Genomic DNA, 26,079 nt, shown 5'->3' with positions numbered 1-26,079 from the left:
TTTAATGAGTGGGTTGGCCGGGTCCATGAACATCTCCACGGGGTCATAACCGGGTTTACGGTGAATGTCCACCAAATGAGCGTAGTCCGGGGCTTTTTTATCGTCGAACCAGTAATAATAGGTAAACCAGCTATCGGTTTCGGCCATCACGACCAAATCACCCGCCCGGTCGTGGTCAATGTGGTGTTCGCGTTTGCCCGCTTCATCCAGTACCCATTTCACGCCCGGTACTTTTTCCAGCAGCTGTTTCACGAACGGAATGCGGGATTTGTCTTTCACGTACACGTGAGCAATCTGGTGATCGCAGGCCGCGAAGGCTTCAGACACTCCGGCATCCAGCAATTCATACCAGCGTTCCTGACGAACGGAAATTAAGCCCGCTTCCCGCAAAATACGATTCAGGTGGACGGGCCGATTTACATCGTTGATGCCGTATTCCGAAAGTAAAATGATTTGGGCATTTTTCTTCTGGTAATGCGTAATAAGCTGTTCCAGTACGCGGTCGATCTCCCTTAATTCGTTCTGAATTTTTGAGAAGTCAACGCCGAATTTCTGTAAACAATAGTCTAGGTGCGGCAGATAAATCAGCGTAAGCGTGGGATTATGCTGCTCTTCTACAAATAGCGACGCATCGGCAATCCATTGAGTAGATTTGATATTAGCGTTTGGTCCCCAGAAACTGAACAGCGGAAACTGACCAAGTTTGGCCTGTAACTGATCCCGCAGTTCGGGCGGGTAACTATAACAGTCGGGAGCCTTCACACCATCGGCGTGGTACTGGGGCCGGGGCGTTACGGACCAATCCGCCGAGGAGTACATGTTGTACCACCAGAACATTTTGGAAACCGTAAACGAGGGATCCACTTTGCGGGCAGCCTCCCAGATTTTTTCGCCTTTCACCAAATGATTGGACTGCTTCCAGAACTTTACTTCGGCGTCTTCGCGGTCGTACCAGCCGTTGGCAACGATACCATTTTCACTCGGCCATTTTCCCGTTACGTACACGCTTTGCGAAGTCGTCGTAACGGCAGGCAGTACGGGGGTAATGGTTTGTATATTTCTCGTCTTGAGGTAATTATTCAGAAATGGCGTATACTCGCCAATCACACTCTGACTAAGCCCTACGACATCAATTACGACGGTCTTTTGCATGATTTTCTTGAAACAGGAATCCGCTTAATTCAGGTTACGTACGTTGCCTTCTACCTGGGCGAGCGTCCATTTCAGTTCCCGAATGATCGACTCTTCGATGGGCAACTGCGATTCAGGGGGCAGAACTCCCCAGGTGTACGTTTCTACTTCCAGATGTTCGGTAAAGGGCTTGCGTTGCTGCCGGTTCAGTACCCGAATAATGTCGTCGCGGGTGGAATTCAATAGACCATACTGCTCCACAAACAGCGGAACGTGGTAGTGAATCCGCCATTCGCCCGTGGGCGTGCCGTCCCATAGAGCCTGGTTGAGGTCGGGGTATTTCAGCAGTGTACCTTCGTGTTGAGCTACAACCTGATGCAGGTACGTCGGCTCGTCGAACCGACTCAGTAGCTCCATTTTCTCCGAGACGTAATTTTCAAAATCAACTTTCAGAGCAGAACTGATCTGGATTTTACCAATGCCAATGCCTTCGGCTTCGAAGCGATTGAGGGCTTCGTCGGGATTTTCGAATTCCACCGCAAAATGGCAAACGTCGTAACACACCTGAATGTGCGTCCGAAGGGCGGCTTCGGCTTCGGCTTCACTCAATCCGGCTTTTTGTACGAGATAGGGTACGCCATCAAAAATGAGCTGGCCGTTGAACCATTCAATAAATTCCGCTGAATTTTCCAGTAAGCCATCGGGCTCGGGTTCAATGTCGAGGTGAAGCACCTGCCCGGTCGCCTGATTGATTCGGACCAGTTCAACCACCACTTCGAGCATGTGATGCGTAGCCTGCTGAAAAGCTTCGGTTCGCGTGAGTTCCGTTGGCCACCAGTGGCGATAGGTGAGCGGCGAAGTGGAGATACCGCCCCGCATCCCCGCGGGCAACAGCTGCGAGAGAATCTGGAAAAGCCGGATGGTGTAATCCCGTCGCTCGGGCTGAATCCAGTCGGGAGCGTGAACATCTTCTTTGACCCGCGTATCGTGAAAGCCTCCGTAGGGAAAGCCATTCATGGTAAATACGTAGGCATTCTGCTCGGTCAGCCACTCCTGAAAGGGCTTCAGGTTACTTTCCAGCAGTAAATCCTTGCTGGCTAGACCCGCCACGCGTAAACCCATGCCAAATGCTTTGTCCGGAGCAACGGCCTGGCGAATGAGCGGAAAACTGGTTTGCAGAGCCGAAAAATGATCGTCCCAGCGTTCGCCGGGGTGAATATTGGTACAATACGTCAGATGACCCAGGGAAGTTTTCATCGCTTATCTTTTTGGGTTTGAGGTTCGAACTGGGTAGCGTATTAGGGTGCAAAGGTACTGGGGTTTCGGGGTACCAGGGGTTTCACCCCTGGCTAATGAGATTGAACCCCTTCGGGGTTTTGCGATTGATGAAGGGAAATGGTCGATTCAAACGTGAGACAATTGTCAAACTTAAATCGTCAAACCTGAAGCCACCTTCGAACCCTACTCTACACCGTTTCCCCCTGTAAAGCCACGACGGCTTTCTGAATAAGTACAGCATCCATTTCGTGGACTTCTACCCCTACGCCGATGGCATCGAGTAGGGTGATCGTCAGGCGACCGCCCAGATGTTCCTGAAATTCCCGTAATCCGTTGATGAGATGCACGGAATCCTGTTCGGCCAAAGCGGGATGATATAGCTCGAAACCCAGTTCGTGCAATACCTGAATGACGCGTTGCGTATCGGTTTCGGACAGACGACCCGTCAATTGCGAGTAATAGGTATCCAAAGCTATGCCAATGGCTACGGCTTCCCCGTGGCGAACTTCAAAATGGGTCAGGTATTCCAGCTTGTGAGCCGCCCAGTGCCCAAAGTCCAGCGGACGGGCGGAACCACTTTCGAAGGGATCGCCACCGCTAATGTGCTGCATGTGTAATTCGGCACAGCGGTGAATGAGGTATTGCATGGCCGCTTCGTCGCGTTGAGCCAGAGCTTTGGCATTCGCTTCGAGCCACTCGAAAAAGACTTTATCCTTGATGAGAGCTACCTTAATCGCTTCGGAAATACCGGAACGCCAGTCGCGGTCGTCGAGCGTACGCAGAAAATCCGTATCGTTGAAGACGGCAACGGGCGGAGCAAAGGTGCCCAGAAAGTTCTTTTTACCCCGGTAATTAATACCGTTTTTCACGCCAACCCCCGAATCGTTCTGAGATAATATGGTCGTTGGAATCCGGATGTGTTTGACGCCCCGATGCGATACGGCGGCGGCGTAACCCACCAGATCGAGTACAGCACCGCCTCCAATGGCTGCCACGAATGAATGCCGGTCAATGCCGTACTGATCGACGGCCTCGACGATCTGATCAAACAAAGCCGGAGCGTTTTTCGCCGCTTCGCCGCCGGGAATAATCAGCCATTCGGGAACGAGCGAAAGCGTGGGCACGGATTCAAAATAGTGCGTAATCTGGCTTTGTAAGGTCGGATGAGCTGCTAGAACACCCGAATCGATACAGAAGAATATCTTTTTGCGAAAATCGCGTTCGCCGTATTGACTAAGGAAATCCCGAAGTTTTGTATTCTGGGGATCAAATAACTGCTGCGTGAAGATCACCGGATATGAAAAGGTGACTGAAAATCGCTGCTGAATGGTTTCCATGGACTGAGTTTAAATTATAGAGTTTAGAGTTTAGAGTCCAGGGTTTTGAGTTTTTTCAACTTTAGACCCTAAACTCTAAACTCCCAACTCGCTATGTTACGGCGAACCATTTGGCTAGTTGTAACGAGAATGGTAACAAGAGTAAAGTAGCCAGGGCCAGGGGCCAGGCTCCGAAAGCCATACACCAGGCCGCGTTCATTAAAATAAGGGAGAGTACGCCTGCTTTTACGGCCTTGCCAATGTTGGGCCCAATGGGATTCTGATACGCTCGCAGGAGAGGTCTGAATACCATAATGGCGTGTAGCAAAACCAGCGGTACAGTTTCCAGTACATGTCCCTGACTATAACCGATGTACAGTTGAGCCAGTTCTACCACGGCAAATAAAATTCCCGCGAATAACATGGTCCGCGAATGACCGCCGTGCACTTCGCCCCGGCTGATCATGGTAACGGCTGCAATGAAAATAATGGGAAGAAATCCAAGTCCATACCATTCAAACATGGCATCGGGAATGATGCTAATCCCTAACAGGAGATTTAAGCCCCGGCATAAGCCCATGTTGAGGGGACCAAGGATAGAGTCGTGTTTGGCGAAGCGATTGTAACTCAGGGTAAGTACGGCAATGGCCGCCGCCAGAATACCGCTTTCGGTACTGCACAGACTGGCCGCAGCAATGCCGAGTAAATGCAAAAGCGTACCCTGAAAAATGGCGGCTTCGATGGGTACTTGTCCACTGGGAATGGGCCGCTCGGGACGTTCGACGGCATCGAGTTGGGCGTCGAATACATCATTGAAAACGACACCACCGCCGTACAGACCAATCGTGGCAACGCTCAAGGCAAGAAAAGGTTGCCAGTCGAATACAGTCGAAAGTACCCCGGCGATGGCGGCCCCTGCCCATACATCCGCAATGGACGTAACAATGTTGGCGGGCCGCATCAACTGGAGGTAGGGCTTAATGGTCAAGACTTTAGTAGGCTATTAATACGATTAACGAATGAAATGCGAAACGGTCAAACCGAAAAGGCTAGCAATTTAATCAACAGGGTTGACAAATGGACGGCTTGAGGTTTGAAGTTTAACTTTGGTTTAAGGTTTGAAAAGGGTTGTTGGTTGATAGCGGAAATAGTTGTTGGTTGATCGTTATGAGTTGTTAGTGAATGAGTGGAGTAGATGACGAAAGCTGAAACCCTTATCTACGTATTTTATGCAGAGAGAAAACGCCTGGCAAGGAATACCTAAGGTGTCTGGTTTCGCAAGGCCTACGCCACGAAATGTCTGCCAACAACTTATAACTACCAACCAACAACTAAAAATCCCTAGTTAATAAATAGCGAATCCTTATCGATTCGTGGTTGCTGTCCACCCCGCAGGATCGTATTGCCGTTGAATTTCTGGCTCTGATCGATCTCGCCTCCGAATTCTTCTTCAAAAATCTGACCGCTTTTGCCGAAAGCATCCAGTGCATTCTGGTACGTCACGAGGCGAATGGCTTCGTCTGAAATACCTTTCATTTTCATCAACGCGGCCGTCTTAGGAACGGCCAGCGGATCGGAAATACCCCAGTCGGCGGCCGAATTAACCATAATCCGCTCGGGACCGTATTGCCGTACTACCTCAACCATCCGTTCATTGCCCATTTTCGTAAACGGATAAATGGTAAAGGCCGCCCAGAACCCCTGATCGAGTACACTTTTTACCGTTTCCTCATTGTTATGATCGATGATGACCATGCCGGGATCCAGTCCGTGTTCGAGAGCAATGGCCATACTGCGTTCCGTACCCTGCTTTTTATCCCGGTGCGGCGTATGAATCTGTACTGGTAGATTGGCTTCCTTCGCTAATTCGAGCTGGAGTCGGTAGTATTTTTCTTCAGCGGGCGTCTGATCGTCGAAGCCAATTTCGCCTACACCGACCACGCCTTCCTTGTAAATGAACAAAGGCAAAACTTCCATCACCTGCTCGGCCAGAGCTTCGTTGTTGGCTTCGCGGGAATTTAGACCAATCGTGCAATAGTGTTTGATGCCAAATTGCGAAGAACGAAAGCGTTCCCAACCTACCAGACTACTAAAATAATCCTTGAACGAAGCCACGCCCGTACGCGGTTGTCCGAGCCAGAAGGCGGGTTCAATCAGTGCCACGATTCCGGCGTCGGCCATGGCCTGATAGTCGTCGGTAGTACGCGAGGTCATGTGTACGTGCGGATCGAAGAACTTCATGCCCTGAATCGACTCGCGGTACTGATTCCACTGCAAATTGCTGTGGGTAATTTCTTCTTTATTTTCCTCGAAATGGGAGGGGTTTAATTCGTGCTGACACATAAGCAGTACAATTCCGAAGAATCGATTATAAAACAGTAAAAGCCATTAAGCCAGTTGTGTATCCAAGTTTTTCCAACGCAGTTGCTCCGCATGTTCGACCGGAAATTGTCGCCCTAAGGCACGGGCCGGTTCGAAGTTAGTTTCGTTGCAAAGGAGAGCCGCGGCCTGCCGATCTACTGCCCGGTCAGAGGTAAACAAACGCTGCAGATCGGGCAACATCGCCTCGTTGACAAAGGGTACGACCATTTGCCAGGCCCGGGCGGGTACGTACCGACCGGCGGCCCAGCGTTCATGAGCAAAATCAACCAGAATCCGGGCCAGGGTAGGATTGCTCCGTTCCACCAATCCAACGATACTACCCACGGATTTATCGTTAAAAATGGTTTTCATGACCAGCTGGTTCCAGGCGGGTTCGGGAAATTGTTCAGAAGGATACGGGTTTCCTAAAGCCAGTGCCTCGAATACCAGACCCATGTTGGAGCGAACGGCTTCCGTAGCCCGAAACAGCCAGGCCTCAGGGTAGGGCAGTACGGGCAATGACGCGTACAAGGCGACTAGCTCATTCATTTCAGCCGTATCAAACAGAGTCTCAACGGCCTGAATGAACGCTTCGCGATTTTCCAGAGGCAGCTGTAGTAACAGATAAAGCCGCGTTACCCGGTCGAGCGGCCAGGCCAGTAACCGGAATCCGGGACGGAGTTCAGCTAGTTCCTGCCGACGTTCAGCCGAAAGTGAGACGGGTTGTTTGCCCGTGAAACGGGGAGCGGCTACAAAAGCCATGAGCAGGGCCGAAGTACTGGAGCGGTCTACGCGGGAGAAGAGCCATTGCCGGCCGTTCTCGGGAAGTTGTTCAGTCAGAATTTCCTCCAGCCTTTGTCGGAGTAGTCGTATAGAATCAAGAGGCACAGTCATACGCAGAAAAACCGGTCGGGCCGGGTTCAATCATTTCCTGCAAAAATACCAAAGCCTTTTGAGTTTCTATTTGATTTATATCATTGATGCGACTGAACTAGGTTTTTTGAGGGATGAAGCCGGGAAGGGTGCAAACCAAAAGAATCCGAAAGCAGTAAAGCTTCCGGATTCTTTAACCAAAGGACTGGTAGTTTAATTAACTAAGTAGATCCATACGATCGAACCCCTTTTACTCAACAAACCCACCAACAACTTACAACAATCAACCAATAACTATTTCTTCAACAGCCACTTACTCAACTCTTTCGCTGCTTTGAAGTTTTCAAATTCCATCGGCAGGCGTTTGCCGTTGAGGTATTCGTTGTAAATCCAGGGATCGCCCAGAACAAAGACACGGCCTTTGCCTACTTCAGCTACGGCCATAATCTGGTCGCCATTGGCGGTCAGTACGGGTTTGGCCGGGGCTTTCGTCGTTAGGGTAACGACCTCTTTCACGAAGATTTTTTTCGTATCGCCGAATACGGGATGATTGCTCTCAAACACAAATTTACCCTGGTCGTACACGTTGTTTTTTACCATGTTGACGTTTTTGTCGGTGAATTGAATGCCAAACTTACCCGCCAGAATATTGAAGTTTTTGATCTCGGCATTGGACGTGTCATTCGCCAGCAGTACCAGCGTACCACCTCCTTTTACCCAATCGGCAATCACTTTGGCGTAAGCCTCGGTCATGTAATTGGGCTGAGGCGTTTCCTTTTTCGTATCCGGATCAACGATGATATAGACGTTCAGTTTTTTGAGCGAAGCCGCCGTTGGTGCTTCGGGTACGGATACCGTTTTGGCCCCGTAATCCCGGAAAATGCTGCCCCAGAGTGAATAACCCGAGTCGCGGTAATCTTCCCAGGTATAGTGAAAACGCTCCCCTTTGCTGGTCCGCTCGTTGTTGAAGAAGTAATCCAGTCCTACGGTTTTGCCCTTTCCCACGCTAAGCTCGGGAATGGTTTCCATTTCGATACTGGCCAGAATGAAGGGGCCAACGCCTTTCAAATCATCCAGCCGAATCTTTTCGCTCAGGTAATATTCGTAACTGCCATCGCGGTACGGGTCGCCGCCGAGGCCACCCACACTCACGGTTTTGTCGAGGTGAACCAATCCTTTGTCATCGGTTTTAATGAATTCTTTCAGCATACCCGCGTAGCCTTTCTGAGCGGCTTTCAGGTACGAAGCATCCAACAGACCCGTGCGGACGCCTTTCGCCAAGCCGTACACGAACATGCTCGACGCCGACGCTTCCAGATAATTTCCTTCCTTACCGCCCTTGTCAGTTACCTGCCACCAGCAGCCACTGGCTGGGTCCTGATACTTGACTACGGCGGGCATGAGTCGCTTGTAAATGGCTACCAGTTCCGGACGTTTCGGATGATCCATCGGGAAATAATCCAGTACGTCCACCAGAGCCATCACGTACCAGCCAATGGCCCGTCCCCAGAAGTTCGGCGACTTACCCGTTTTGGGATCAGCCCATTTCTGCTGGCGACTTTCGTCATAGGCGTGGTACAGCAATCCCGTTTTTTCATCGCGGGAATTCTTTTCCATCCAGATAAACTGATTAGCAATGTCGTCGAAGTGTTTCGGCTCTTTGAAGATTAGAGCGTACTCAGCAGAAAAGGGTTCAGCCATGTACAAGCCATCCAGCCACATCTGATTGGGATAACGCTTTTTGTGCCAATAACCGCCTTCTTTGGTACGTGGTTGTTTGTCGAGCTGACTATGCACAAACTGAGCGGCTTTGAGATACTTTTCCTTGCCCGTTTGCTGGTACAGCATTAGCAGAAGCCGCCCCGTGGGAATATTATCGATGTTGTAGTCGTCGAATTTATAGGTACGAATGTCGCCCTGATCGTTGACGTAGGCATCGATGGATTTCTGGATGTAGTGAAAGTATTTACCATCGCCCGTACGTTCCCAAACCCGGTTGAGGGCATTGAGCAATACCCCCTGTTCGTAATTCCAGTGGTTGGATTTGAGAACCTGTACCGTAGACGAATCGGCAGCCTGGGCGAGCATGGAGTTAGCCATCCGCACGGACCAGGGTTCCTGAGCGTACGTACCCAGGGCCAGTGCCGTACCAAGGATGCTTAGTACCAAACGACGAAGAAACATAGCAAGTAAAATAGGAGTGAATACACTTTCCTAAAAGATGCCCGTTTACGGGAAAAGCCCTTAGAGCAGGTACAAAATTTCGCCTCGTACCTACGCTCGGTCTGCTATCAATGTACTCCTTAATAGGCTGCCCATTGCATCAGTAATCCCGTCAGATACCCGCAGTAGGTACCGATGGCGTACCCTAAAATGGCCAGCAATACGCCCACCGGGGCCAGGGAAGGGTGAAAAGCCGCCGCCACTACGGGAGCCGAAGCGGGTCCGCCGATGGCCGCCTGCGACCCCACCGCCATGAAGAAAAAGGGAGCATTGAGGAAACGGGCCGCTACCAGAACAAACAGGCCATGAATGGAAATCCAGATAATACCCACGGCAAACAGGCCCGGATTATCCGCGATAGCCCAAAGGTCCATTTTCAGGCCAATGGTAGCGATGAGTACGTATAGAAAAACGCTGCCGATCCGCGACGCTCCCACGTGTTCCAGCTGGCGTAAAGGGGTAAAAGACAGCGTGATGCCTATGATCGTTGAAAAGGAGATGATCCAGAATACGCGGGACGTCAGACTAAATTGTTCTAAAATTGGATATTGCTTCAATACGGGTACAATTGCATCTGCTACCACATGGGAAAGACCCATAACACCTAAACCTACGCCTAATATCATCAGTAAATCCCGAGTCGCAGGAATACGTTCGTGTTCAGCTTGATAAGTAGCCAGCTCCTTTTGTACCGCTTCGATGGAAGAAGCATCAGCCTTAAATAGGCGATCTATCGCAAGTGCTTTACCAGCACCAAAAATCATGACGGCCATCCAAAGCTCTCCAATGATGATGTCCACAGCTACAGACTGGGAAAAAATACGTTCGGAAGGTTTGAAAATTTCTTTTAAAGCTGCCTGATTCGCTCCGCCACCCGTCCAGCTGCCCGCGATGGTCGCCAGTCCTCTCCAGACCGCATCGGCTCCTTCGCCACCCACCGTAGCCGGGGAAAATTGCTTGACAATCCAGACCGCCAGTGGACCTCCCAGCATTACACCCACAATGCCCGCCAGAAAAACGAGTATGGTTTTCAAACCCAATCGTTTCAACGTTTTCAAATCCATGGAAAGCGTGAACAGGACCAGCGTGGCGGGCAGGAAATACTGCGAAACCACCTGATAGATGGCTGATTCATCACCTACAACCTGCGGAGCGAATACACCGGCCGTCGTGAGTAGGCCGGGAATAAAGTAACACAGTAAGACGGGAGGGACGAGTTCGTAAAACTTTTTTAGGGAAGGAAACGTGGAAGTATAAAACACGAGTCCTAATACGGCACACAGAATTCCCAGTACTACGGCGTAATTTGAAATCATCAGATGAAGCGGACAATGGAAGAATAAAAGACGCGAAATAAAGGGAAAGCATTGGTAAACGTTTGGCGAAATCCAAAAACCATAGATTTTTCGCTCAAAAAAAAACACGCAATCCCCAGGGAGGTTGCGTGTCAGAATTACACTTCATCAACAAACTAAAAACCAAATAAAACTACTGCCATTTCTTGGCTATTCCGAATAATATAGGCAAAAAATTCTTACGGACGAAAGATCCGTGAGAAAGATGCCTGTAAATGTTTTTGGAATAAAAGGTACTAGGAGCTGTAGGAGAAGGATTCGAACCTCCACGAAGCGGTTAGATGCAGCACAAAATTTGGTGGTCAACCCCAGTCGGACTTGCCCGGCTTTATACTGATTTTTTCCCGAACTCTTCACCCCCGAGACAGGAGGGCATGGCTGCCAATTTCATCACCCTACAGTGTGGAACAGCTTGTCGCTTTTGACATGACAAAGGTACGGCAATCCGGAAGCGTTTTGCAAGAGTTGTAGTAAAAATTTATAAAATTTACGATATTATTAATTTTTAGCTCGTATTATTGATTAATTATTAATGAAATTACTGAACCGATGGATCGAAATTACGAGATTGATAACGTAGACCTGAAGATTCTGGGCCTGCTCATGCAGGATGCCACCATGCCCTATACCGAAATTGGGAAGCGAATTTTTGTTTCAGGCGGCACTGTACACGTACGTATGCGGAAAATGGAGCAAATGGGCATCGTGAAAGGCTCTACACTAATGATTGACCATGCCAAGCTTGGCTGGGATATTTCCGCTTTCCTGGGCATATACCTGGATAAAAGCTCCTTGTACGCCGAAGTAGCCGAAAAGCTTTCGCTAATCCCTGAAGTTGTAAATATTCATTACACGACCGGGATTTATTCCATTTTCGCCAAAATCGTTTGCCGGGATACGACGCACCTGCGGGAAGTCCTGCACGACAAGATTCAGAAAGTGGCCGGAATTCAGCGGACTGAAACGTTTATATCGCTGGAAGAGAGCGTTTCAAGGCCCGTTCCTTTTGCCGAACCCGTGCAGGGGTAAATTTATCCTCCCGGAGGAACGTTCTGCCGCGGGTTTTGTTATATTTTTGCATAAATCTCTGACAAGCAAACATGGCGAAGGAAGCAGATATCCTAGAAGAAATCACCAGTTCCGAATATAAATACGGGTTTGAAACCCTGATCGAAGCCGACGAAGCTCCGGTTGGGCTTAGCGAAGATATTGTACGATTTATTTCGGCAAAAAAGAATGAACCCGAGTGGATGCTGGAATGGCGGTTGAAGGCCTACCGCCTGTGGTTGGAAATGAAAGAGCCGAACTGGGCTAATGTCGATTACCAGAAAGTCGATTATCAAAGCATTAAATATTACTCGGCTCCCAAGCAGAAGAAAACGGTGGAGTCGTTGGACGATATTGATCCTGAATTACGCCGTACCTTTGAACGCCTGGGTATTTCTCTGAAAGAGCAGGAGCGGATCGCTGGGGTAGAGCGACTTTCGGGTGTAGCGGTGGATGCTGTCATTGACTCGGTGTCTATTGCTACTACATTTAAGAAAGATCTGGCCGAACGCGGTATCATTTTCTGTTCCATGACGGAAGCGATTCATGAGCATCCTGAACTGGTGAAGAAATACTTGGGTTCCGTAGTGCCCGCGAAAGATAACTTCTTTGCGGCCCTGAACGCAGCCGTATTCTCTGATGGTTCGTTCTGTTACATTCCCAAAGGCGTACGTTGCCCGATGGAATTGTCCACGTACTTCCGGATTAATGCGGCAGGTACGGGTCAGTTCGAGCGGACGTTGATCGTAGCCGATGAAGGTAGCTACGTTAGTTATCTCGAAGGATGTACGGCTCCGATGCGGGATGAAAATCAGTTACACGCGGCTGTTGTAGAACTGGTTGCCGCTGAAAACGCAGAAATCAAGTACTCTACGGTACAGAACTGGTACCCCGGCGATAAAGAAGGAAAAGGAGGTATTTACAACTTCGTAACCAAACGCGGTATTTGCGATGGGGCGAACGCCAAAATTTCCTGGACGCAGGTGGAAACAGGTTCGGCCGTAACCTGGAAGTATCCCTCAGTGATTTTGAAAGGAGATAACTCGATCGGTGAATTCTATTCCGTAGCTGTTACGAATAACTTCCAGCAGGCGGATACGGGTACCAAGATGATTCACATCGGAAAGAATACGAAATCACGGATCGTTTCGAAGGGAATCTCGGCTGGCCGCTCGCAGAACTCCTATCGGGGTTTAGTGGAAGTGATGAAACGGGCTGAAAATGCTCGTAACTTCTCCCAATGTGATTCGTTACTGCTGGGTGATAAATGCGGAGCCCATACGTTCCCGTATATCGAAGTGAAGAATAGCACGGCAACGGTAGAACACGAAGCTACCACTTCTAAAATTGGAGAAGATCAGTTGTTTTACTGTAACCAACGTGGGATTCCTTCCGAAGCCGCCGTTGCTCTGATTGTAAACGGATATGCCAAGGAAGTATTGAACCAACTGCCCATGGAATTTGCGGTAGAGGCTCAGAAACTGCTCGAAATTAGCCTGGAAGGAAGCGTAGGATAATCTGTAGAAGTAGCGACGGAATACGAATCTATAAGAGTGACCTTTTACAGTATTGTAAGGAGCATCAATAACACTCTTTTCTGATACAAAAATTAAAAACCCCTGCCTTTCCGAAGGTGGGGGTTTGTTTTACCAAAGACTTGATGGGGTATGAGTACTGAACCCGAAGAATTAGAAGACGAATTATACGAACACCACCGGATCCTGGTGGATGCGGGTCAGAAATTGACCCGTATTGATCAGTTTCTGACGGAGAAAATTCCGAATGCCACCCGTACTAAAATTCAGGCGGGTATTGAAGCGGAAGGTGTTAAAATAAATGGCAAGGCAATCAAACCCAGTTATAAAGTCAAACCGCTGGATGAGATTGTCATTTCCTTACCCAAGCCCCCACGGGCTGAAAACGAACTGATTCCGCAGAATATTCCACTGGATATTCGTTACGAGGACGAGGACGTGTTAGTACTTTACAAACCCGCGGGTATGGTGGTTCATCCAGCCTACGGAAACTGGGATGGTACGCTGGTGAATGCCCTCATTTATCACTTTCAACACCTGCCTACGGGACGGAATGGCGAGATTCGTCCGGGGCTGGTACACCGCATCGATAAAGATACTTCGGGGTTGATGGTCGTTGCCAAAAACGATTACAGCATGAGTCACCTCGCCCGACAGTTTTTCGAGCACACCATCGAACGAACCTATTACGCGTTGGTTTGGGGTGAACCGAAAGAGGACACGGGTACAATACGCGGTCATATCGGCCGTAGCTCCAGGGATCGGAAAGTGATGGATGTGTATCCCGATGGAGACTACGGAAAGCCTGCCGTTACCCATTATAAAGTACTGAAGCGATTGAAGTACGTAAGTTTGGTGCAGTGTAACCTGGAAACGGGTCGTACGCACCAGATTCGGGCTCACATGCGGTATCTGGGCCATCCGCTGTTTAACGATGCCATGTACGGCGGTGACCGGATCGTGAAAGGCACCATTTTTACCCGGTACCGGCAATTTGTCGAAAACTGTTTCGCGTTATGCCCCCGACAGGCCTTGCACGCCAAGTCCATCGGTTTCGAACATCCGAAAACCAAAGAATGGCTCCAATTTGACTCTGACCTGGCCCCGGATATCGTGGCCGTCATGGAAAAATGGGAAGCCTACAGTCAGGGGTAGGATTCTAAGTTTTCAGTAGCTGTTAGGGAAGGGGTGTTCAGGCACCATCTGACGCAACATTTGGCATCGAATACACTGAAAAGTAAACTTCCATCATACCTGAAAACTTAAAACGACGCCTATTGAAAACCGCAAACCCTAAACGCTTCCTATGAGTACGATTATTCGTCGGGCGACGCCCGCAGATGTACCTTCGATTTATCAGTTAATTATAGAGCTGGCGGAATATGAGAAAGCTTTACATGAAGTCAAAAATACACCCGAGCAGTTGCTGAAAGACGGCTTCGGCGAGCAGCCCTTATACGGTACGATCGTAGCGGAAGTAAACGGTGAAGTGGTGGGCATGTCGCTGTATTATTACCGTTATTCGACCTGGAAAGGCAAACGGCTGTACCTCGAAGATCTGATCATCAAAGAAGCGTATCGCGGGTACGGTTTAGGCAAGCGACTGCTCGAAGCCACCGTGCAAGAAGCCCGCCAAACCCAGTGCTCAGGCCTGATGTGGCAGGTACTGGACTGGAACGAACCTTCCATTGAATTCTACAAGAAATTCGGAGCTAAGCTCGATGGCGAGTGGATCAACTGCCACGTCGATTTATAAACAAAAGCCCCGGCATCAACCGGGGCTTTTGTTTGGTAAGGATTTAAACTACTGGGGTAGTAACAAAAACAGCTCCATCCTGATGGAGCTGTTTAAGGAATGTTGCTATGCAGGTAAGCAAGCCAGTATCTACCCTAGTCGAGATGATAAATCTCCCGGATATTTTCCAGTAACTTGATAAAGTCGATTTCCAGATCGATCAGTTTACCCGAGTGTACGTCAAAGACCCAGCCATGAACCGTAAGATCCCGATCCCGACGGGCTCTCTGTACTTCAGCCGTTTTCAGAACATTGATGCATTGTTCTTCTACGTTCAGCTCTACCAGTCGCTTATACCGTGCTTCTTCGTCCTCAATTTTATTGAGCTCTTCTTTGTGAGTTCGGTATACATCACGAATATTTCTTAGCCATGGATTCAGGATTCCCAAGTCAGCGGATTTCATAGCTGCCTGCACCCCACCGCAATAGTAGTGACCGCAAACGACAATGTGGTTGACTTTGAGGTGATCCACCGCGTAGTTAATCACCGACATTACGCCCAGATCGGTATTGGGAACCATATTGGCGATGTTCCGGAGCACAAAGACATCACCCGGAGATAAACCCATCAGTTCTTCGGCAGATACGCGGCTATCGGAGCAACCAATGTAAAGAATATCCGGCGTTTGGCCTTTCGATAAGTCATTGAAATAGGAAGGGTCTATATCTAGCTTCTTCTGAACCCAGTCCTGGTTGTTGGTAAAAATTTGTTTAATGTCCATTTGTGTGTCCTTGGTGTGAAAACGTCATCTATATAGCTATTAAATAAACAGGTCCTACTACTTTTTGTTTAAAAAGGAAGACTAGCTCAAGTGATCTGGAGTACGAGTGGGTGGATGGGAAAGTAAAAGTACAAGTTGAAAGGGTGTACTACAGCATCCGTCAAAAAGGCTCCTTAGCATCCTTGAGTTGCTTGTGTTTCTCTCCCCATTTTTCAAGTTGCTGAATGATGGGCTTCAATTCGTAGCCAATGGGCGTCAGCTCATACTCCACGCGTGGTGGAACTTCGGCGTAAACGGTTCGGGTGACCATTTGATCTTCTTCTAATTTTCGTAGTTGTAACGTCAACATTCGTTCGCTGATGTTGGGCAACCGTTTTTTGAGCTCGCTAAATCTCAGCTTACCATTGATTAACCAGGAACAGATGACCAGTGCCCATTGTCCGCCAATAATGTTGGCAGCATACACCTCCGGACATTCCTCCGCTAGTGCAGTTTTATTCGCAAAATTGGTTGAAGCTGCTTTAACCTTGGTCATTACTTACATTTTTTATAGTGTCTCACAATGGGGTGTTGTTATGCATACTTAAATGAATTGCTCTTTACTTTGCCAGAGTACTTTAAAATAAGCCTGTCATGAAAACACTAGTGATCGTTATTCATCCGGATCTTAACCATTCAGTTGTTAATAAGCGATGGATGGAAGAGTTGAATAAATTTCCTGAACAATACGTAGTTCATTCGTTGTATGAAAGGTACCCGGATGAGAAAATTGATGTTGAGGCCGAACAGAAAATGCTGGAGCAGTACGATAAAATTATATTTCAGTTTCCCTATTACTGGTTTAATTCTCCTCCACTTTTCAAAAAATGGCTGGATGAAGTTTTGACGCATGGCTGGGCGTATGGGAGTAAAAGCGGGTTTAAAGTTTCGGGTAAGAAAATAGCACTAGCCATCTCCTTAGGGGGTGACGAGCACGAATTCGCTCCGGGAGAGCGGTACAAATATACACTAGAAGAGCTAACCCGTCCATTCGAGTTGACTTTTGAATACGTGAAAGCCGATTATCAGCCGCTTTTTGCTTACTTCGGCATCGAACATAATACCTCGGTGGAATGGGTTGAGAGAAGCGTCCCTCTGTATATGGATTTCTTAAAACGTTTTTAATCAGTTATACGGTTGTTGGGATTTTCTTTAATACTAACAACCGTATACTTGTAACTATCATAAGTGCTGTGTAAAAGGTAAGTTTTAATGCACTGATCATGTTCTATATAACGCATTAAATTATTGAAAATGAGTGGGAATTAATAGTGAGAATTTAGTTGTTAGAAAATTGATTTAAACTAAAAGGTATTACGGAATTTCAGTATACTAATTTTAATTAAGATTATTAATTGAACTGATAGCTAAATGATATTTACTGAAAAAATAACAGGTTTGTTTCTCTTCATTACTCTTCCAGATAAACGAACGGCTTGATGCAACAGAGACTTAATTAGTGGCTACACTAGATTATACTAATCATTAAAAATACCAACACTTACTAAATAGATTTCCGGCTGTCTGAAACCGGGAAGCAGCACGGGTTGCTGTTAGTAGGCCTTCGAATGCTATATAAAAACTACTTAGCCATTTCAGTTACAGAAACGGACGCTTCCAAAGTTGAACGAAACGGGTAAATTCAGTTGAAAAGCGGCCGTTCGTATACCGTCCGAAAAAATACTGGCAAGCATCCGTGTTCAATCCCAAAGAAAATGTTGCTATTGAAGTAATTAAACGGACTTTTGTACCCGTTCAGTCTAACGCTTTTCATAGGTATACTTCCAAAGGTCTGGATAAACTCAAAACCCGCAAGCCCTGATAGTACGGGTTGCTAAGGGATCGCTTTTGCATGTATTCTTGTATTTATTATCATTTTTCTATGTTTCGATTAGCCTTTTTGGGTATTCTTTCGCTCGGTGTTACCACGACAATGGCCCAGTCGTACCGCTTTGACTTTGGGGCGGGCCCGGTGGCTCGTGGTTATACGAAAGTGACGCCTGAAATGCAGTATACGCCCGAGCGTGGGTACGGATTTCTGCCGGGTTCTCCGGTACAGGGTTTATACGCCGTTCGCTACATACGCGATTACGTGACGAGTACGCAGCCCTTCTTTTTCTCCGTAAGGCTTCCCGAGGGTACGTATGACGTGAAACTTTTGCTGGGGGATGAAAAAGATGTTTCCTACACGACGGTTAAGGCAGAAAACCGACGGTTGATGCTGGAAAAGGTAGAAACCAAACCCCGTAAATTCGTTTGGAAAACGTTCACGGTGAATGTCCGTACCGCCCGAATCACGGATACCGATTCCGTACGACTGAAACCGCGTGAAAAAGATTACTTCCAGTGGGATGACCAGCTTACGTTTGAATTTACGGACGTTTTACCGAAAGTAGCCGCTCTGGAAATTCGTCCGAATACGAAGGCCCAGACGATTTATCTGGCCGGAAATTCTACCGTAGTCGATCAGGCCCAGGAACCTTACGCCGCCTGGGGTCAGATGATTCCCCGCTTTTTCAGGCCTAAAAAAATCGTTGTGGCCAATCACGCCGAATCGGGGGAATCCCTGCGGAGTTTTCTGGCGGAAAAACGACTGGCGAAAATACTGAGCGTAATCAAACCCAATGATTATCTGTTCATAGAGTTCGCTCATAATGATCAGAAACAGAGTGATTTACAACCCTTTGTAGGGTATAAGGACTTGCTCAGACAGTACATCAAGGCGGTTCGGGAAAAGGGAGCGAAACCGGTGCTGGTTACATCCATGCACCGCCGAAACTTTGACCAACAGGGGCGTATCATCAATACGCTCGGCGATTTTCCCGAAGCCATGCGACAAACGGCAAAGGAAGAAAACGTACCCTTGATCGACCTGAATGCGATGAGCAAAACCCTCTGGGAAGCACTGGGACCGCAGGATTCGGAAAAAGCTTTTGTCCACGTACCAGCGGGGACCTTGCCCGGCGTGACGAAGGATATTCACGACAATACGCACTTTAGTAATTATGGAGCGTATCTGCTGGCTCAGTGTGTCATTACGGGTATCAAAGCGGCCCAACTAGACATTGCCAGTGAGTTGACGGAGGATACCCCGGCGTTTGATCCGGCTCGACCCATGTCCTATGAACGGTGGAAATTCCCAGCCAGTCCTTTCATTAAAAATGTGAAACCAGATGGGAATTAAGAGGGCTAACAGGCTTTTCAGCCAATGCTCATACGGAGACATCTTTCTGGGCTAGAGAAAAATGAATGTCGTACCTGCGGAAGGTTGCAAACCTACGGGACGAAACGCAGCTCGACGGATTCTTGCATTACGTATGCAACCAATACCTAATGACCTATAACCTAATACGATGACTTCACTCAAACGGCTTTGCTTACTATTTCTGGTCGCTATCGTTGCTCTGGCTGCCCGGCCTACGGTCAAACCAACCCTGTATCTGATTGGTGATTCGACCGTAAAAAATGGGTCCGATAAGGGCGATAAAGGCCTCTGGGGCTGGGGCCATTTCCTACCCGAGTTCTTTGATACCACCCGCATTCACATAGAGAACCACGCCATTGGCGGGCGTTCCAGCCGAACCTTTCATACCGAGGGCCGCTGGGAGAAAATTCTGTCCCGCCTGCAACCCGGCGATTACGTGCTGATGCAGTTTGGTCATAACGATGCCGGAGCTTTGGATGATACGGCCCGGGCTCGTGGTACCATTCGGGGCATTGGTGAGGAAACCAAAGACATTTACAATCCCATTCAAAAACGTCCCGAAACGGTTCATACCTACGGCTGGTACATGAAAAAGTACATCACCGAAGCTCAGGCGAAGGGAGCTATCCCGGTCGTACTCTCGCTGGTACCACGAAACGTCTGGAAGGAGGGAAAAGTAGCCCGGGGATCGCAGGATTATGGTCTTTGGGCGAAACAGATAGCCGAGCAAACGGGGGCCAGGTTTATCGATCTCAACGAAATCGTAGCGAAGCAGTACGAAGCAATCGGGCAGGAGCAGGTCACGAAAGAGCATTTTACCGAAGTCGACCATACTCACACCTCACTCGCCGGAGCGAAGCTCAACGCCGCTGCGGTCGTAGAAGGGGTACGGGCCACCAAAGGATTAAAACTGACCCGATATCTGATCAAAAAATAAGTCAGGCTAGGAAGGGATACCTGATGGAGTGCCCGTCTTATGCTAAACGCAGTTGATTGTATGAAGCTAAAATTCCTGCCCATTCTGGGCGTATTTCTTTTCAGTACGGGTCTCCAGGCTCAGAAGCTTTCCAAAACGAAAGATATTCTGGAGCCCATGCAACGGGCCAATGCCTATTTCATGAAAAAATGGCCGGATACGGGCAAAGAAATTGTAACCAATATTGCTCGCCCCAGTAACATCTGGACCCGGGCCGTGTACTACGAAGGGCTACTGGCTCTTCACGACATTGATCGTAAGAAAGAATACCTGGATTATGCCTACAGCTGGGGCGAATCACACAAATGGGGGCTTCGCGGTGGCATCAAAACCCGCAATGCCGATAACCAGTGTTGCGGCCAGACGTATCTGGCTCTGTATGAAATGAATCCCCAGAAGACGGAGTGCATGCACGACATCAAAGCCAGCATCGACAGCATGATGGCCACGTCGAAAGTGAGCGACTGGACCTGGATTGACGCCATTCAGATGGCCATGCCCGTATTTGCCAAGCTGGGACAAATCACCAAGAATCCGGCCTACTACGAGCGGATGCACGAAATGTACAAGCATTCCAAAGAGGTAGAAGGCGGCAAAGGTCTGTACAATCCGCAGGATAAACTCTGGTGGCGGGATAAGGATTTTGTGCCGCCCTACAAAGAACCCAACGGCGAAGATTGTTACTGGTCGCGGGGGAATGGCTGGGTCGTGGCTGCTCTGGTACGCGTACTTCAAATCATTCCGAAGGACGCTCCGCATCGGCAGGAATACCAAACCATGCTGGTCGATATGCTTAGTGCACTGGCTCCCATTCAACGGACGGACGGCTTCTGGAATGCCAGCTTACACGATCCGAATAATTACGGCGGAAAAGAAGCCACGGGTACTTCGTTGTTCGTATACGGTATGGCCTGGGGCATTAATCAGGGCATTATTCCCGCGAAAACCTACCGACCTATCGTCGTGAAAGCCTGGAACGCTCTCATCAAGGAATCCGTACAACCCAATGGTTTTCTGGGTTACGTGCAGGGAACGGGGAAAGAACCAAAGGATGGTCAGCCTGTAACAATCAGCAGCGTACCCGATTTTGAGGATTATGGACTAGGCTGTTTCCTGCTGGCAGGAAGTGAAGTGTACAGGATGAAATAAAGTTGATGGTTGTTGGTTAGTGGTTGTTGATGCGTGGAGCAAGTTTTCGGCCAGTAATCCTTTTATATGAGTACCAACGCAAAAGCCCCGATTTCTGTCGGGGCTTTTGCGTTGGTACGTTTCGTCTTTCTAGGAAAGCAGATCCGGGCGTCGTTGCTGGGTGCGTTCGACGGCCTGTTCGTGTCGCCAGTCCTGAATTTTGGCGTCGTGGCCGGAGAGCAGGATATCCGGAACTTTATGGCCTTCCCACTCCGACGGCCGCGTATACACGGGCGGAGCGAGCAGATTATCCTGAAATGAATCCGTCAGAGCCGAAGTTTCGTCTCCCAGTACGCCGGGCAGCAAACGAATAATCGCATCCGAAATAACCGAGGCAGCGAGTTCTCCGCCCGACAGTACGTAATCGCCAATACTGATTTCCTTCGTCACGAAAATCTCCCGTAACCGTTCGTCGATGCCTTTGTAATGACCACAAAGGATGATCAGATTTTCGGCCATGGAAAGCGTATTCGCCGTTTTCTGATTAAAACGTTCGCCGTCCGGAGCGGTATAAATGATTTCGTCGTAGGTGCGTTCGGCCTGGAGCTGACGAATCAACTGAGCAATCGGCTCGATCATCAAAACCATGCCGGCACCGCCTCCAAAGGGATAATCGTCAATCTGTTTGTACTTACCAATGCCGTAATCGTGCAGGTTATGAATGTGAACTTCCACGTGGCCTTTGTCCTGAGCCCGTTTAACAATCGAGTTCTGGAAAAAACTATCCAACAATTCCGGTACGGCACTAATAATATCTAAACGCATGACAGAATAAATAAAACCGTTCGGGTGCAGAGCCCGAACCGTATGAAACTAAAATCAATAACGATCAATCCTTAGGGCTACGCTTCCTCGTCCGCGTCATCCCGTTCATCCGCATCTTTGGCTTCGCTCATGTAAATATCGAGTAAGCCTTCGGGAAGCGTAACGCTGAGGGTTTTCGCCTCGTGATCGGCCTCACCAATGATTTCGTCGATGACGGGAATCAGTACCTCCTTGCCTTCATAATCCATCACCATCAGGTCCTGGAGCGAGAAGCTGGCAAATTCGCGTACCGTTCCTAGGGGCCCCACGTTGGTATCAACCACTTGGTAACCAATCACATCGTGAAAGTAAAACTGATCGTCGTCCAGCTCCGGCAGGTTATCCAGCGTCAGCCAGAGTTTGGCTCCTACCAGCGGCGTCGCTTTCTCGATGGAGGTGATGTCTTCAAATTTGGCAATGATTTTATTGGACTGGATATTGAGGTCTTCAATAAAGTACGGAATCAGTTGCCCTTTGACTTCGAGTAGCACGCTATCGAGGTCTTCGTATTCAAACGGATCATCTACCTCAAAAAGTAGCTGCACTTCGCCTTTCAGACCGTGCACTTTGGTAATCCGTCCTAATTCATAACAATCTTCTTTGTTCATAGCAGTAGCGGTGGGCCGTAGCTCGTTGCTGACAGCCGTTAAAAATAGGAGGGAATCTCCGAATCAATCGCCTAAAAATGAAGCAAGTCCGCCGGGAGACCCGCCAGACTTGCCAAAAATCGTTACTCGGAAAGAGCTTATTCAGCTGCTTCAGTAGTCGTAGCTTCACCTTCAGCTGCAGGAGCTTCTTCAGCAGCAGCCTCTTCAGCGGGAGCTTCTTCTACAACCGGAGCATTTTTCTTCGCTAAAGCTTCTGCACGAGCGGCATTTACTTTAGATTCTGCGTCCAGACGAGCTTTTTTGTCATCAGCTTTTTTACCAGCAATACCTTCCGTAGCTGCAGTTACCTGAGCATCTTTCGTTTGCTTCCAGCTGGCAAATTTTTCATCAGCTTGTTCCTGAGAAATCGCTCCTTTGTTCACACCCACTTGAAGGTGTTTTTTCAGCATCAGACCTTTGTACGACAGAATCGCACGAGCAGTATCCGTAGGCTGAGCACCATTCAACAACCATTTTACTGCACTCGTTTCGTTCAGAACGATGGTAGCAGGTTGGGTGTTAGGATCATACGTTCCCAGTTTCTCGATGAAACGACCGTCACGAGGAGCACGAGCGTCAGCAACAACGACATCGTACATAGCATGTTTCTTGCGACCGCGACGGGCTAAGCGAATTTTAACCATTGTAGTTGGGTTTGTGGGGGAACCCGTCCCCCGGTTTCCGAATTGGAATGCAAAGGTACGGAATAGTTTTTAATAATTGAGTTTTGAGTTTAGGGTTTTCTGTTTTGCGTTTACAGTTTTCAATTTCCAGTTTTCTGTTAGGATAAACCCGGTAACATAAGCGGGACGGGTTGTCTCTAGCATTTGCTACGGACGCAAACGTTGGTAGGCTGTACCTACCTGGGCTGGCCAAGTCCCCGCATTGCATACGGGGCTAATGACATGGAACCCCTCCGGGGTTGGCAATCTGCGTGGGATTTCCAATCTCATGTATTAAAAATGCACAGCAGACGGGTTCCAGATTGCAAATCTGGAACAGCCAGTAGATCTAACCTTAAATAAAAAAAGAAAGGGTTTTAAGCCGGTTTTCCAGCCTAAAACCCTTTCTATAGTATGTTAAGAAAATTCAAAACCGCAACGGTAAACACCCAAAACTGAAAACCGTAAACTCTAAACTGAAAACTCCCCTAATTCCCCGGATAATTTTTCCAGTTGTTCAGCGGTAAGATCCGTAGCTCTACGCGGCGGTTGCGTTGCATGCCTGCGTTAGGCTTATCGTTTGGAGCGACGGGCCGGAATTCGCCGTACCATTCAATCGTCACCCGGCTGGGATCTTTCAGACCGTAACGGGTCAGGTATTTTTTAACAGCCTGCGTACGTCTTCTCGACAGCTTCATATTGTACGAATCCGACGCCCGGCGATCGGTGTGACCTACTACTACGACGCGGCATTCCGTGGCATTGTTAAGGTAGGAGATAACATCGTCCAGCAGGCGTTTGGCTTCCGGCTGAATGGTGGCCTGATCGGTTCTGAATTCAACGTTACCGAAAATCTGCGTACAGGTTTCTTTCGGCGTTTTAGCATCTACGAAAGGTTGCAGCAATTGTTGCAAATTCATCGCCACACCCGAACCCGACACGATACTGTTCGGCGGCGTATTGGGTTCCTGATCGTATAAATCTGCTACGCCATCGCCATCGGAATCTGTATACAAACGCGGATCCACTTCACCCGGCATGATCGCTTTCACGCGAGCCAGAGCAGTATCAACCGTAGGGTTGTAAGGTGCTGGAATCAGATCTTTCGGGTCCGTCCAGCGGAGGTGATACATTTCTCCTTTCTTCGTGGAGTATTTGCCCTGATCGCTTACCTGCGAAGCCCGTTTTCCAAATTTATACGTAACCTCAAAAGCCAGCGTACCGTATTTATCATAGGCCGAATCACCGCGGCGGAAGGAATTGTTTCCGTTGGGTGAAGCGTAAATTTCGCTGGGCAATGAATTGTCGTAGCCGCCCAGGGTCATATCGAGCTTTTCGGTGAAGGTATGATTCAGCATGTAGTGAATACCGATATCCAATCGGTTGGACCACTCGTACAAGACCCGAATGCCCGTAGGAATGACCAGATCACGGGTATACTTCGAGCCACTGCCCGTCCAGCCGCCCGCGGTGGTCGAGCTAAAGGGTCCATTTGAGAAACGGACCAGTTCTTTCGCGGCATACGTTTTGCGTTCGCCCAGCGAGTTTTCGTATTCAAAATTCCGGATGGAATAAACCTTGGTCCGGTAGTACATATACCCGACGCCCGCAATAAAATCTACCTTCAGGCGGCGTAATTTCTTTGTACCAAAAACCAGAGACTTCAGGTTAATGTCGGCGTTCAGTCCGGCCTGCATAATGTCCGAAAAGAAGTAGCTCGGTCCGTAAGAAAGACCCGCTGAAGGATTAATCGGATCGATGTAGACAAATCGGTCCTTGCTACCACTCAGTTGTCCGAAGCCAAAATTGGCCGAAACGCCGAGTAAATGCGTCAGTTGTTTGTTAACCGAAAGCCCACCGAAAAAGGGCGTTTTTTCTCCCGGACCCGTTGAGAAAAAATTACCCGTTTGTAAGTCTCCGTAGAACTTGCTAATGCCCCCGTGAGCAGTTACTGACCAGGTGTGCATTTTGTTGAATCCCTCGTACGAGCGACGCAACCGCTTGCTTTCGGCTTCAGCGAATACTTTTTGCTGGTTTTGTTCTTCCAGCGTCATGGGAGTTTGATATTTTTTATCAGGTGTTTGGGCCCAGAGCGACCCTAAACTTATACTAACGAGAAGGATAGAGAGAAGGCTTCGTTTCATAGGTACAGTACGTAGAAAGCAATTCCGGTTGATAGAATGCTTTAGCTCAGAAGTTTTCAGCGTAGTAGTTAAACAGTTCTGGTTTTTCCGTGAAGAAAACCAAAAAAGGTATACGAAGGCGACCTTTCGCGGTAAATTAAAACTGAAAACAGCCGATAGAAATAAAAAACAAGCCGATAAGCCGGGTTCTGTCATCTTCACTGGCGAACCAGTAAAAAGTCTTATCATTTATCTAGAACGGCAGTCGCCTGCCGTCTCTAACGACCTACCCACCAGCACCGGACGAGCAGCCCTTCGGTCCTTGCGGACACCGCTGGTTTATTTGGTCTTTCAGCCCGTGAGGTTTACCCTGCCTCAGAAGTCACCCCCTGAGCGGTAGGCTCTTACCCTACCTTTTCACCCTTACTTTCCCCGAAGGAAAGCGGTATTTTTTCTGTGGTACTGGCTGTCAGCCAACCGTCGCCAGTTGACTGCCTACCCGTTAGGTAGCACGGTGCTCTACGCTGCCCGGACTTTCCTCTTCCTGCTTACACCGGAAGCGATAAGATGGCTTGCTTGCCGCAAAGGTACGGGGAGTTTTGAGTTTTCAGTTTTGAGTTTTCAGTTTTCAGCTTCCGACAGCACCCGGTTTCAACAGTAGGACGCCCTACATGAGGGCCTGCCTGCGTGGTTATTAGTTGATGGTTGTCAGTTCAGATATAGGGAATCAAATCTTTAAAAAACAAATGTTTTACCGTCCCGATCATTCCCTAAGCGTATGATATGGTAACAACTCAAA

General features: G+C 48.6%; 21 protein-coding genes, 1 other RNA gene and 1 pseudogene. 8 read left to right on the top strand and 15 right to left on the bottom strand.

The window, feature by feature from the left end:
* Positions 1–54: 54 nt before the first annotated feature.
* The 8 genes and pseudogenes from BWI97_RS14885 to BWI97_RS14850 all read right to left on the bottom strand — a co-directional run.
* Positions 55–1,152 (bottom strand): annotated as a pseudogene (locus BWI97_RS14885) (alkaline phosphatase family protein); the annotation flags it as partial.
* Positions 1,153–1,176: 24 nt separating this feature from the next.
* Positions 1,177–2,388, bottom strand: coding sequence for a metabolite traffic protein EboE (gene eboE / locus BWI97_RS14880; protein ID WP_102201550.1), 1,212 nt, complete (start codon positions 2,386–2,388; stop codon positions 1,177–1,179).
* Between the two features lie 209 nt (positions 2,389–2,597).
* Entirely contained in the window at positions 2,598–3,746 is a 1,149-nt protein-coding gene (locus tag BWI97_RS14875; RefSeq protein ID WP_102201549.1) for a 3-dehydroquinate synthase, read from the bottom strand.
* A gap of 91 nt (positions 3,747–3,837) precedes the next feature.
* Positions 3,838–4,713 (bottom strand): UbiA-like protein EboC, encoded by an 876-nt coding sequence (eboC, locus tag BWI97_RS14870; protein WP_233207861.1) that lies wholly within the window; start codon positions 4,711–4,713, stop codon positions 3,838–3,840.
* 353 nt (positions 4,714–5,066) lie between these two features.
* A complete protein-coding gene (locus BWI97_RS14865; protein WP_369826594.1) occupies positions 5,067–5,966 on the bottom strand; it encodes a TatD family hydrolase in 900 nt (299 codons plus the stop codon).
* Positions 5,967–6,113: 147 nt separating this feature from the next.
* Positions 6,114–6,980, bottom strand: a complete 867-nt coding sequence (locus BWI97_RS14860) for an EboA domain-containing protein (RefSeq protein ID WP_102201546.1) — start codon at positions 6,978–6,980, stop codon at positions 6,114–6,116.
* A gap of 273 nt (positions 6,981–7,253) precedes the next feature.
* Positions 7,254–9,143 carry a glycoside hydrolase family 88 protein gene (locus tag BWI97_RS14855; RefSeq protein ID WP_102201545.1) on the bottom strand — a complete coding sequence of 630 codons (1,890 nt, stop codon included), beginning with the start codon at positions 9,141–9,143 and terminating at the stop codon, positions 7,254–7,256.
* 119 nt (positions 9,144–9,262) lie between these two features.
* Positions 9,263–10,498: a DUF819 domain-containing protein gene (locus BWI97_RS14850; protein ID WP_102201580.1), complete on the bottom strand. Its 1,236-nt coding sequence runs from the start codon at positions 10,496–10,498 to the stop codon at positions 9,263–9,265.
* Positions 10,499–11,086: 588 nt separating this feature from the next.
* Here BWI97_RS14850 and BWI97_RS14845 point away from each other — a divergent pair.
* The 4 genes from BWI97_RS14845 (at position 11,087) to BWI97_RS14830 (ending at position 14,875) form a co-directional block, all read left to right on the top strand.
* The gene (locus BWI97_RS14845; RefSeq protein WP_094808735.1) at positions 11,087–11,566 is read left to right on the top strand and encodes an Lrp/AsnC ligand binding domain-containing protein; all 480 of its coding nucleotides are present in this window, start codon (positions 11,087–11,089) and stop codon (positions 11,564–11,566) included.
* Positions 11,567–11,637: 71 nt separating this feature from the next.
* On the top strand, positions 11,638–13,101 hold the full coding sequence (sufB, locus tag BWI97_RS14840) for a Fe-S cluster assembly protein SufB (protein ID WP_102201544.1): 1,464 nt from the start codon (positions 11,638–11,640) through the stop codon (positions 13,099–13,101).
* Between the two features lie 150 nt (positions 13,102–13,251).
* Entirely contained in the window at positions 13,252–14,274 is a 1,023-nt protein-coding gene (locus BWI97_RS14835; RefSeq protein ID WP_102201543.1) for an RluA family pseudouridine synthase, read from the top strand.
* Between the two features lie 151 nt (positions 14,275–14,425).
* Positions 14,426–14,875, top strand: coding sequence for a GNAT family N-acetyltransferase (locus BWI97_RS14830; protein WP_102201542.1), 450 nt, complete (start codon positions 14,426–14,428; stop codon positions 14,873–14,875).
* Between the two features lie 134 nt (positions 14,876–15,009).
* Here BWI97_RS14830 and BWI97_RS14825 read toward each other — a convergent pair whose 3' ends face one another.
* Both BWI97_RS14825 and BWI97_RS14820 read right to left on the bottom strand, forming a co-directional pair.
* Complete coding sequence (locus tag BWI97_RS14825; RefSeq protein WP_094808730.1) at positions 15,010–15,636, bottom strand: carbonic anhydrase; 627 nt, start codon at positions 15,634–15,636, stop codon at positions 15,010–15,012.
* A gap of 160 nt (positions 15,637–15,796) precedes the next feature.
* Positions 15,797–16,171 (bottom strand): helix-turn-helix domain-containing protein, encoded by a 375-nt coding sequence (locus BWI97_RS14820; protein WP_102201541.1) that lies wholly within the window; start codon positions 16,169–16,171, stop codon positions 15,797–15,799.
* A gap of 98 nt (positions 16,172–16,269) precedes the next feature.
* Between BWI97_RS14820 and BWI97_RS14815 the strand changes: the two genes are divergently transcribed.
* From BWI97_RS14815 to BWI97_RS14800, 4 genes are all read left to right on the top strand, one after another.
* Complete coding sequence (locus BWI97_RS14815; protein WP_102201540.1) at positions 16,270–16,800, top strand: NAD(P)H-dependent oxidoreductase; 531 nt, start codon at positions 16,270–16,272, stop codon at positions 16,798–16,800.
* Between the two features lie 757 nt (positions 16,801–17,557).
* Positions 17,558–18,859: a rhamnogalacturonan acetylesterase gene (locus tag BWI97_RS14810; protein ID WP_102201539.1), complete on the top strand. Its 1,302-nt coding sequence runs from the start codon at positions 17,558–17,560 to the stop codon at positions 18,857–18,859.
* A 169-nt stretch (positions 18,860–19,028) separates the two neighbouring features.
* Positions 19,029–19,817 carry a rhamnogalacturonan acetylesterase gene (locus BWI97_RS14805; protein WP_102201538.1) on the top strand — a complete coding sequence of 263 codons (789 nt, stop codon included), beginning with the start codon at positions 19,029–19,031 and terminating at the stop codon, positions 19,815–19,817.
* A gap of 60 nt (positions 19,818–19,877) precedes the next feature.
* Entirely contained in the window at positions 19,878–21,005 is a 1,128-nt protein-coding gene (locus BWI97_RS14800; RefSeq protein ID WP_102201537.1) for a glycoside hydrolase family 88 protein, read from the top strand.
* A gap of 129 nt (positions 21,006–21,134) precedes the next feature.
* On the opposite strand, the gene trmD is transcribed toward BWI97_RS14800, so the two are convergent.
* The 5 genes from trmD to rnpB all read right to left on the bottom strand — a co-directional run bounded on the left by trmD (position 21,135) and on the right by rnpB (position 25,859).
* Entirely contained in the window at positions 21,135–21,809 is a 675-nt protein-coding gene (gene trmD / locus BWI97_RS14795; protein WP_094812995.1) for a tRNA (guanosine(37)-N1)-methyltransferase TrmD, read from the bottom strand.
* 77 nt (positions 21,810–21,886) lie between these two features.
* Positions 21,887–22,456 carry a ribosome maturation factor RimM gene (gene rimM / locus BWI97_RS14790; RefSeq protein WP_102201536.1) on the bottom strand — a complete coding sequence of 190 codons (570 nt, stop codon included), beginning with the start codon at positions 22,454–22,456 and terminating at the stop codon, positions 21,887–21,889.
* Between the two features lie 137 nt (positions 22,457–22,593).
* Entirely contained in the window at positions 22,594–23,139 is a 546-nt protein-coding gene (locus BWI97_RS14785) for a 30S ribosomal protein S16 (protein ID WP_094812991.1), read from the bottom strand.
* A gap of 506 nt (positions 23,140–23,645) precedes the next feature.
* A complete protein-coding gene (locus tag BWI97_RS14780; protein WP_094813528.1) occupies positions 23,646–25,211 on the bottom strand; it encodes an OmpA family protein in 1,566 nt (521 codons plus the stop codon).
* 251 nt (positions 25,212–25,462) lie between these two features.
* Positions 25,463–25,859, bottom strand: an RNA gene (gene rnpB / locus BWI97_RS14775) — RNase P RNA component class A.
* Positions 25,860–26,079 lie beyond the last annotated feature (220 nt).

The organism is Siphonobacter sp. BAB-5405 (assembly GCF_002872335.1).
In the GTDB taxonomy this organism is placed as follows: Bacteria; Bacteroidota; Bacteroidia; order Cytophagales; family Spirosomataceae; genus Siphonobacter.
This window is presented reverse-complemented; position numbering and strand designations above follow the sequence as displayed.

What these genes read in the sequence shown, in the direction of transcription:
- BWI97_RS14815 (WP_102201540.1), top strand. Translation starts at nt 16,270, where the DNA reads ATGAAAACACTAGTGATCGTTATTCATCCGGATCTTAACCATTCAGTT.
- BWI97_RS14830 (WP_102201542.1), top strand. Translation starts at nt 14,426, where the DNA reads ATGAGTACGATTATTCGTCGGGCGACGCCCGCAGATGTACCTTCGATT.
- trmD (WP_094812995.1), bottom strand. Translation starts at nt 21,809, where the DNA reads ATGCGTTTAGATATTATTAGTGCCGTACCGGAATTGTTGGATAGTTTT.
- BWI97_RS14780 (WP_094813528.1), bottom strand. Translation starts at nt 25,211, where the DNA reads ATGACGCTGGAAGAACAAAACCAGCAAAAAGTATTCGCTGAAGCCGAA.
- BWI97_RS14850 (WP_102201580.1), bottom strand. Translation starts at nt 10,498, where the DNA reads ATGATTTCAAATTACGCCGTAGTACTGGGAATTCTGTGTGCCGTATTA.
- BWI97_RS14845 (WP_094808735.1), top strand. Translation starts at nt 11,087, where the DNA reads ATGGATCGAAATTACGAGATTGATAACGTAGACCTGAAGATTCTGGGC.
- BWI97_RS14855 (WP_102201545.1), bottom strand. Translation starts at nt 9,143, where the DNA reads ATGTTTCTTCGTCGTTTGGTACTAAGCATCCTTGGTACGGCACTGGCC.
- eboE (WP_102201550.1), bottom strand. Translation starts at nt 2,388, where the DNA reads ATGAAAACTTCCCTGGGTCATCTGACGTATTGTACCAATATTCACCCC.
- rimM (WP_102201536.1), bottom strand. Translation starts at nt 22,456, where the DNA reads ATGAACAAAGAAGATTGTTATGAATTAGGACGGATTACCAAAGTGCAC.
- BWI97_RS14820 (WP_102201541.1), bottom strand. Translation starts at nt 16,171, where the DNA reads ATGACCAAGGTTAAAGCAGCTTCAACCAATTTTGCGAATAAAACTGCA.
- BWI97_RS14860 (WP_102201546.1), bottom strand. Translation starts at nt 6,980, where the DNA reads ATGACTGTGCCTCTTGATTCTATACGACTACTCCGACAAAGGCTGGAG.
- BWI97_RS14805 (WP_102201538.1), top strand. Translation starts at nt 19,029, where the DNA reads ATGACTTCACTCAAACGGCTTTGCTTACTATTTCTGGTCGCTATCGTT.
- sufB (WP_102201544.1), top strand. Translation starts at nt 11,638, where the DNA reads ATGGCGAAGGAAGCAGATATCCTAGAAGAAATCACCAGTTCCGAATAT.
- BWI97_RS14865 (WP_369826594.1), bottom strand. Translation starts at nt 5,966, where the DNA reads ATGAAGTTCTTCGATCCGCACGTACACATGACCTCGCGTACTACCGAC.
- BWI97_RS14810 (WP_102201539.1), top strand. Translation starts at nt 17,558, where the DNA reads ATGTTTCGATTAGCCTTTTTGGGTATTCTTTCGCTCGGTGTTACCACG.
- BWI97_RS14785 (WP_094812991.1), bottom strand. Translation starts at nt 23,139, where the DNA reads ATGGTTAAAATTCGCTTAGCCCGTCGCGGTCGCAAGAAACATGCTATG.
- BWI97_RS14875 (WP_102201549.1), bottom strand. Translation starts at nt 3,746, where the DNA reads ATGGAAACCATTCAGCAGCGATTTTCAGTCACCTTTTCATATCCGGTG.
- BWI97_RS14800 (WP_102201537.1), top strand. Translation starts at nt 19,878, where the DNA reads ATGAAGCTAAAATTCCTGCCCATTCTGGGCGTATTTCTTTTCAGTACG.
- BWI97_RS14825 (WP_094808730.1), bottom strand. Translation starts at nt 15,636, where the DNA reads ATGGACATTAAACAAATTTTTACCAACAACCAGGACTGGGTTCAGAAG.
- BWI97_RS14835 (WP_102201543.1), top strand. Translation starts at nt 13,252, where the DNA reads ATGAGTACTGAACCCGAAGAATTAGAAGACGAATTATACGAACACCAC.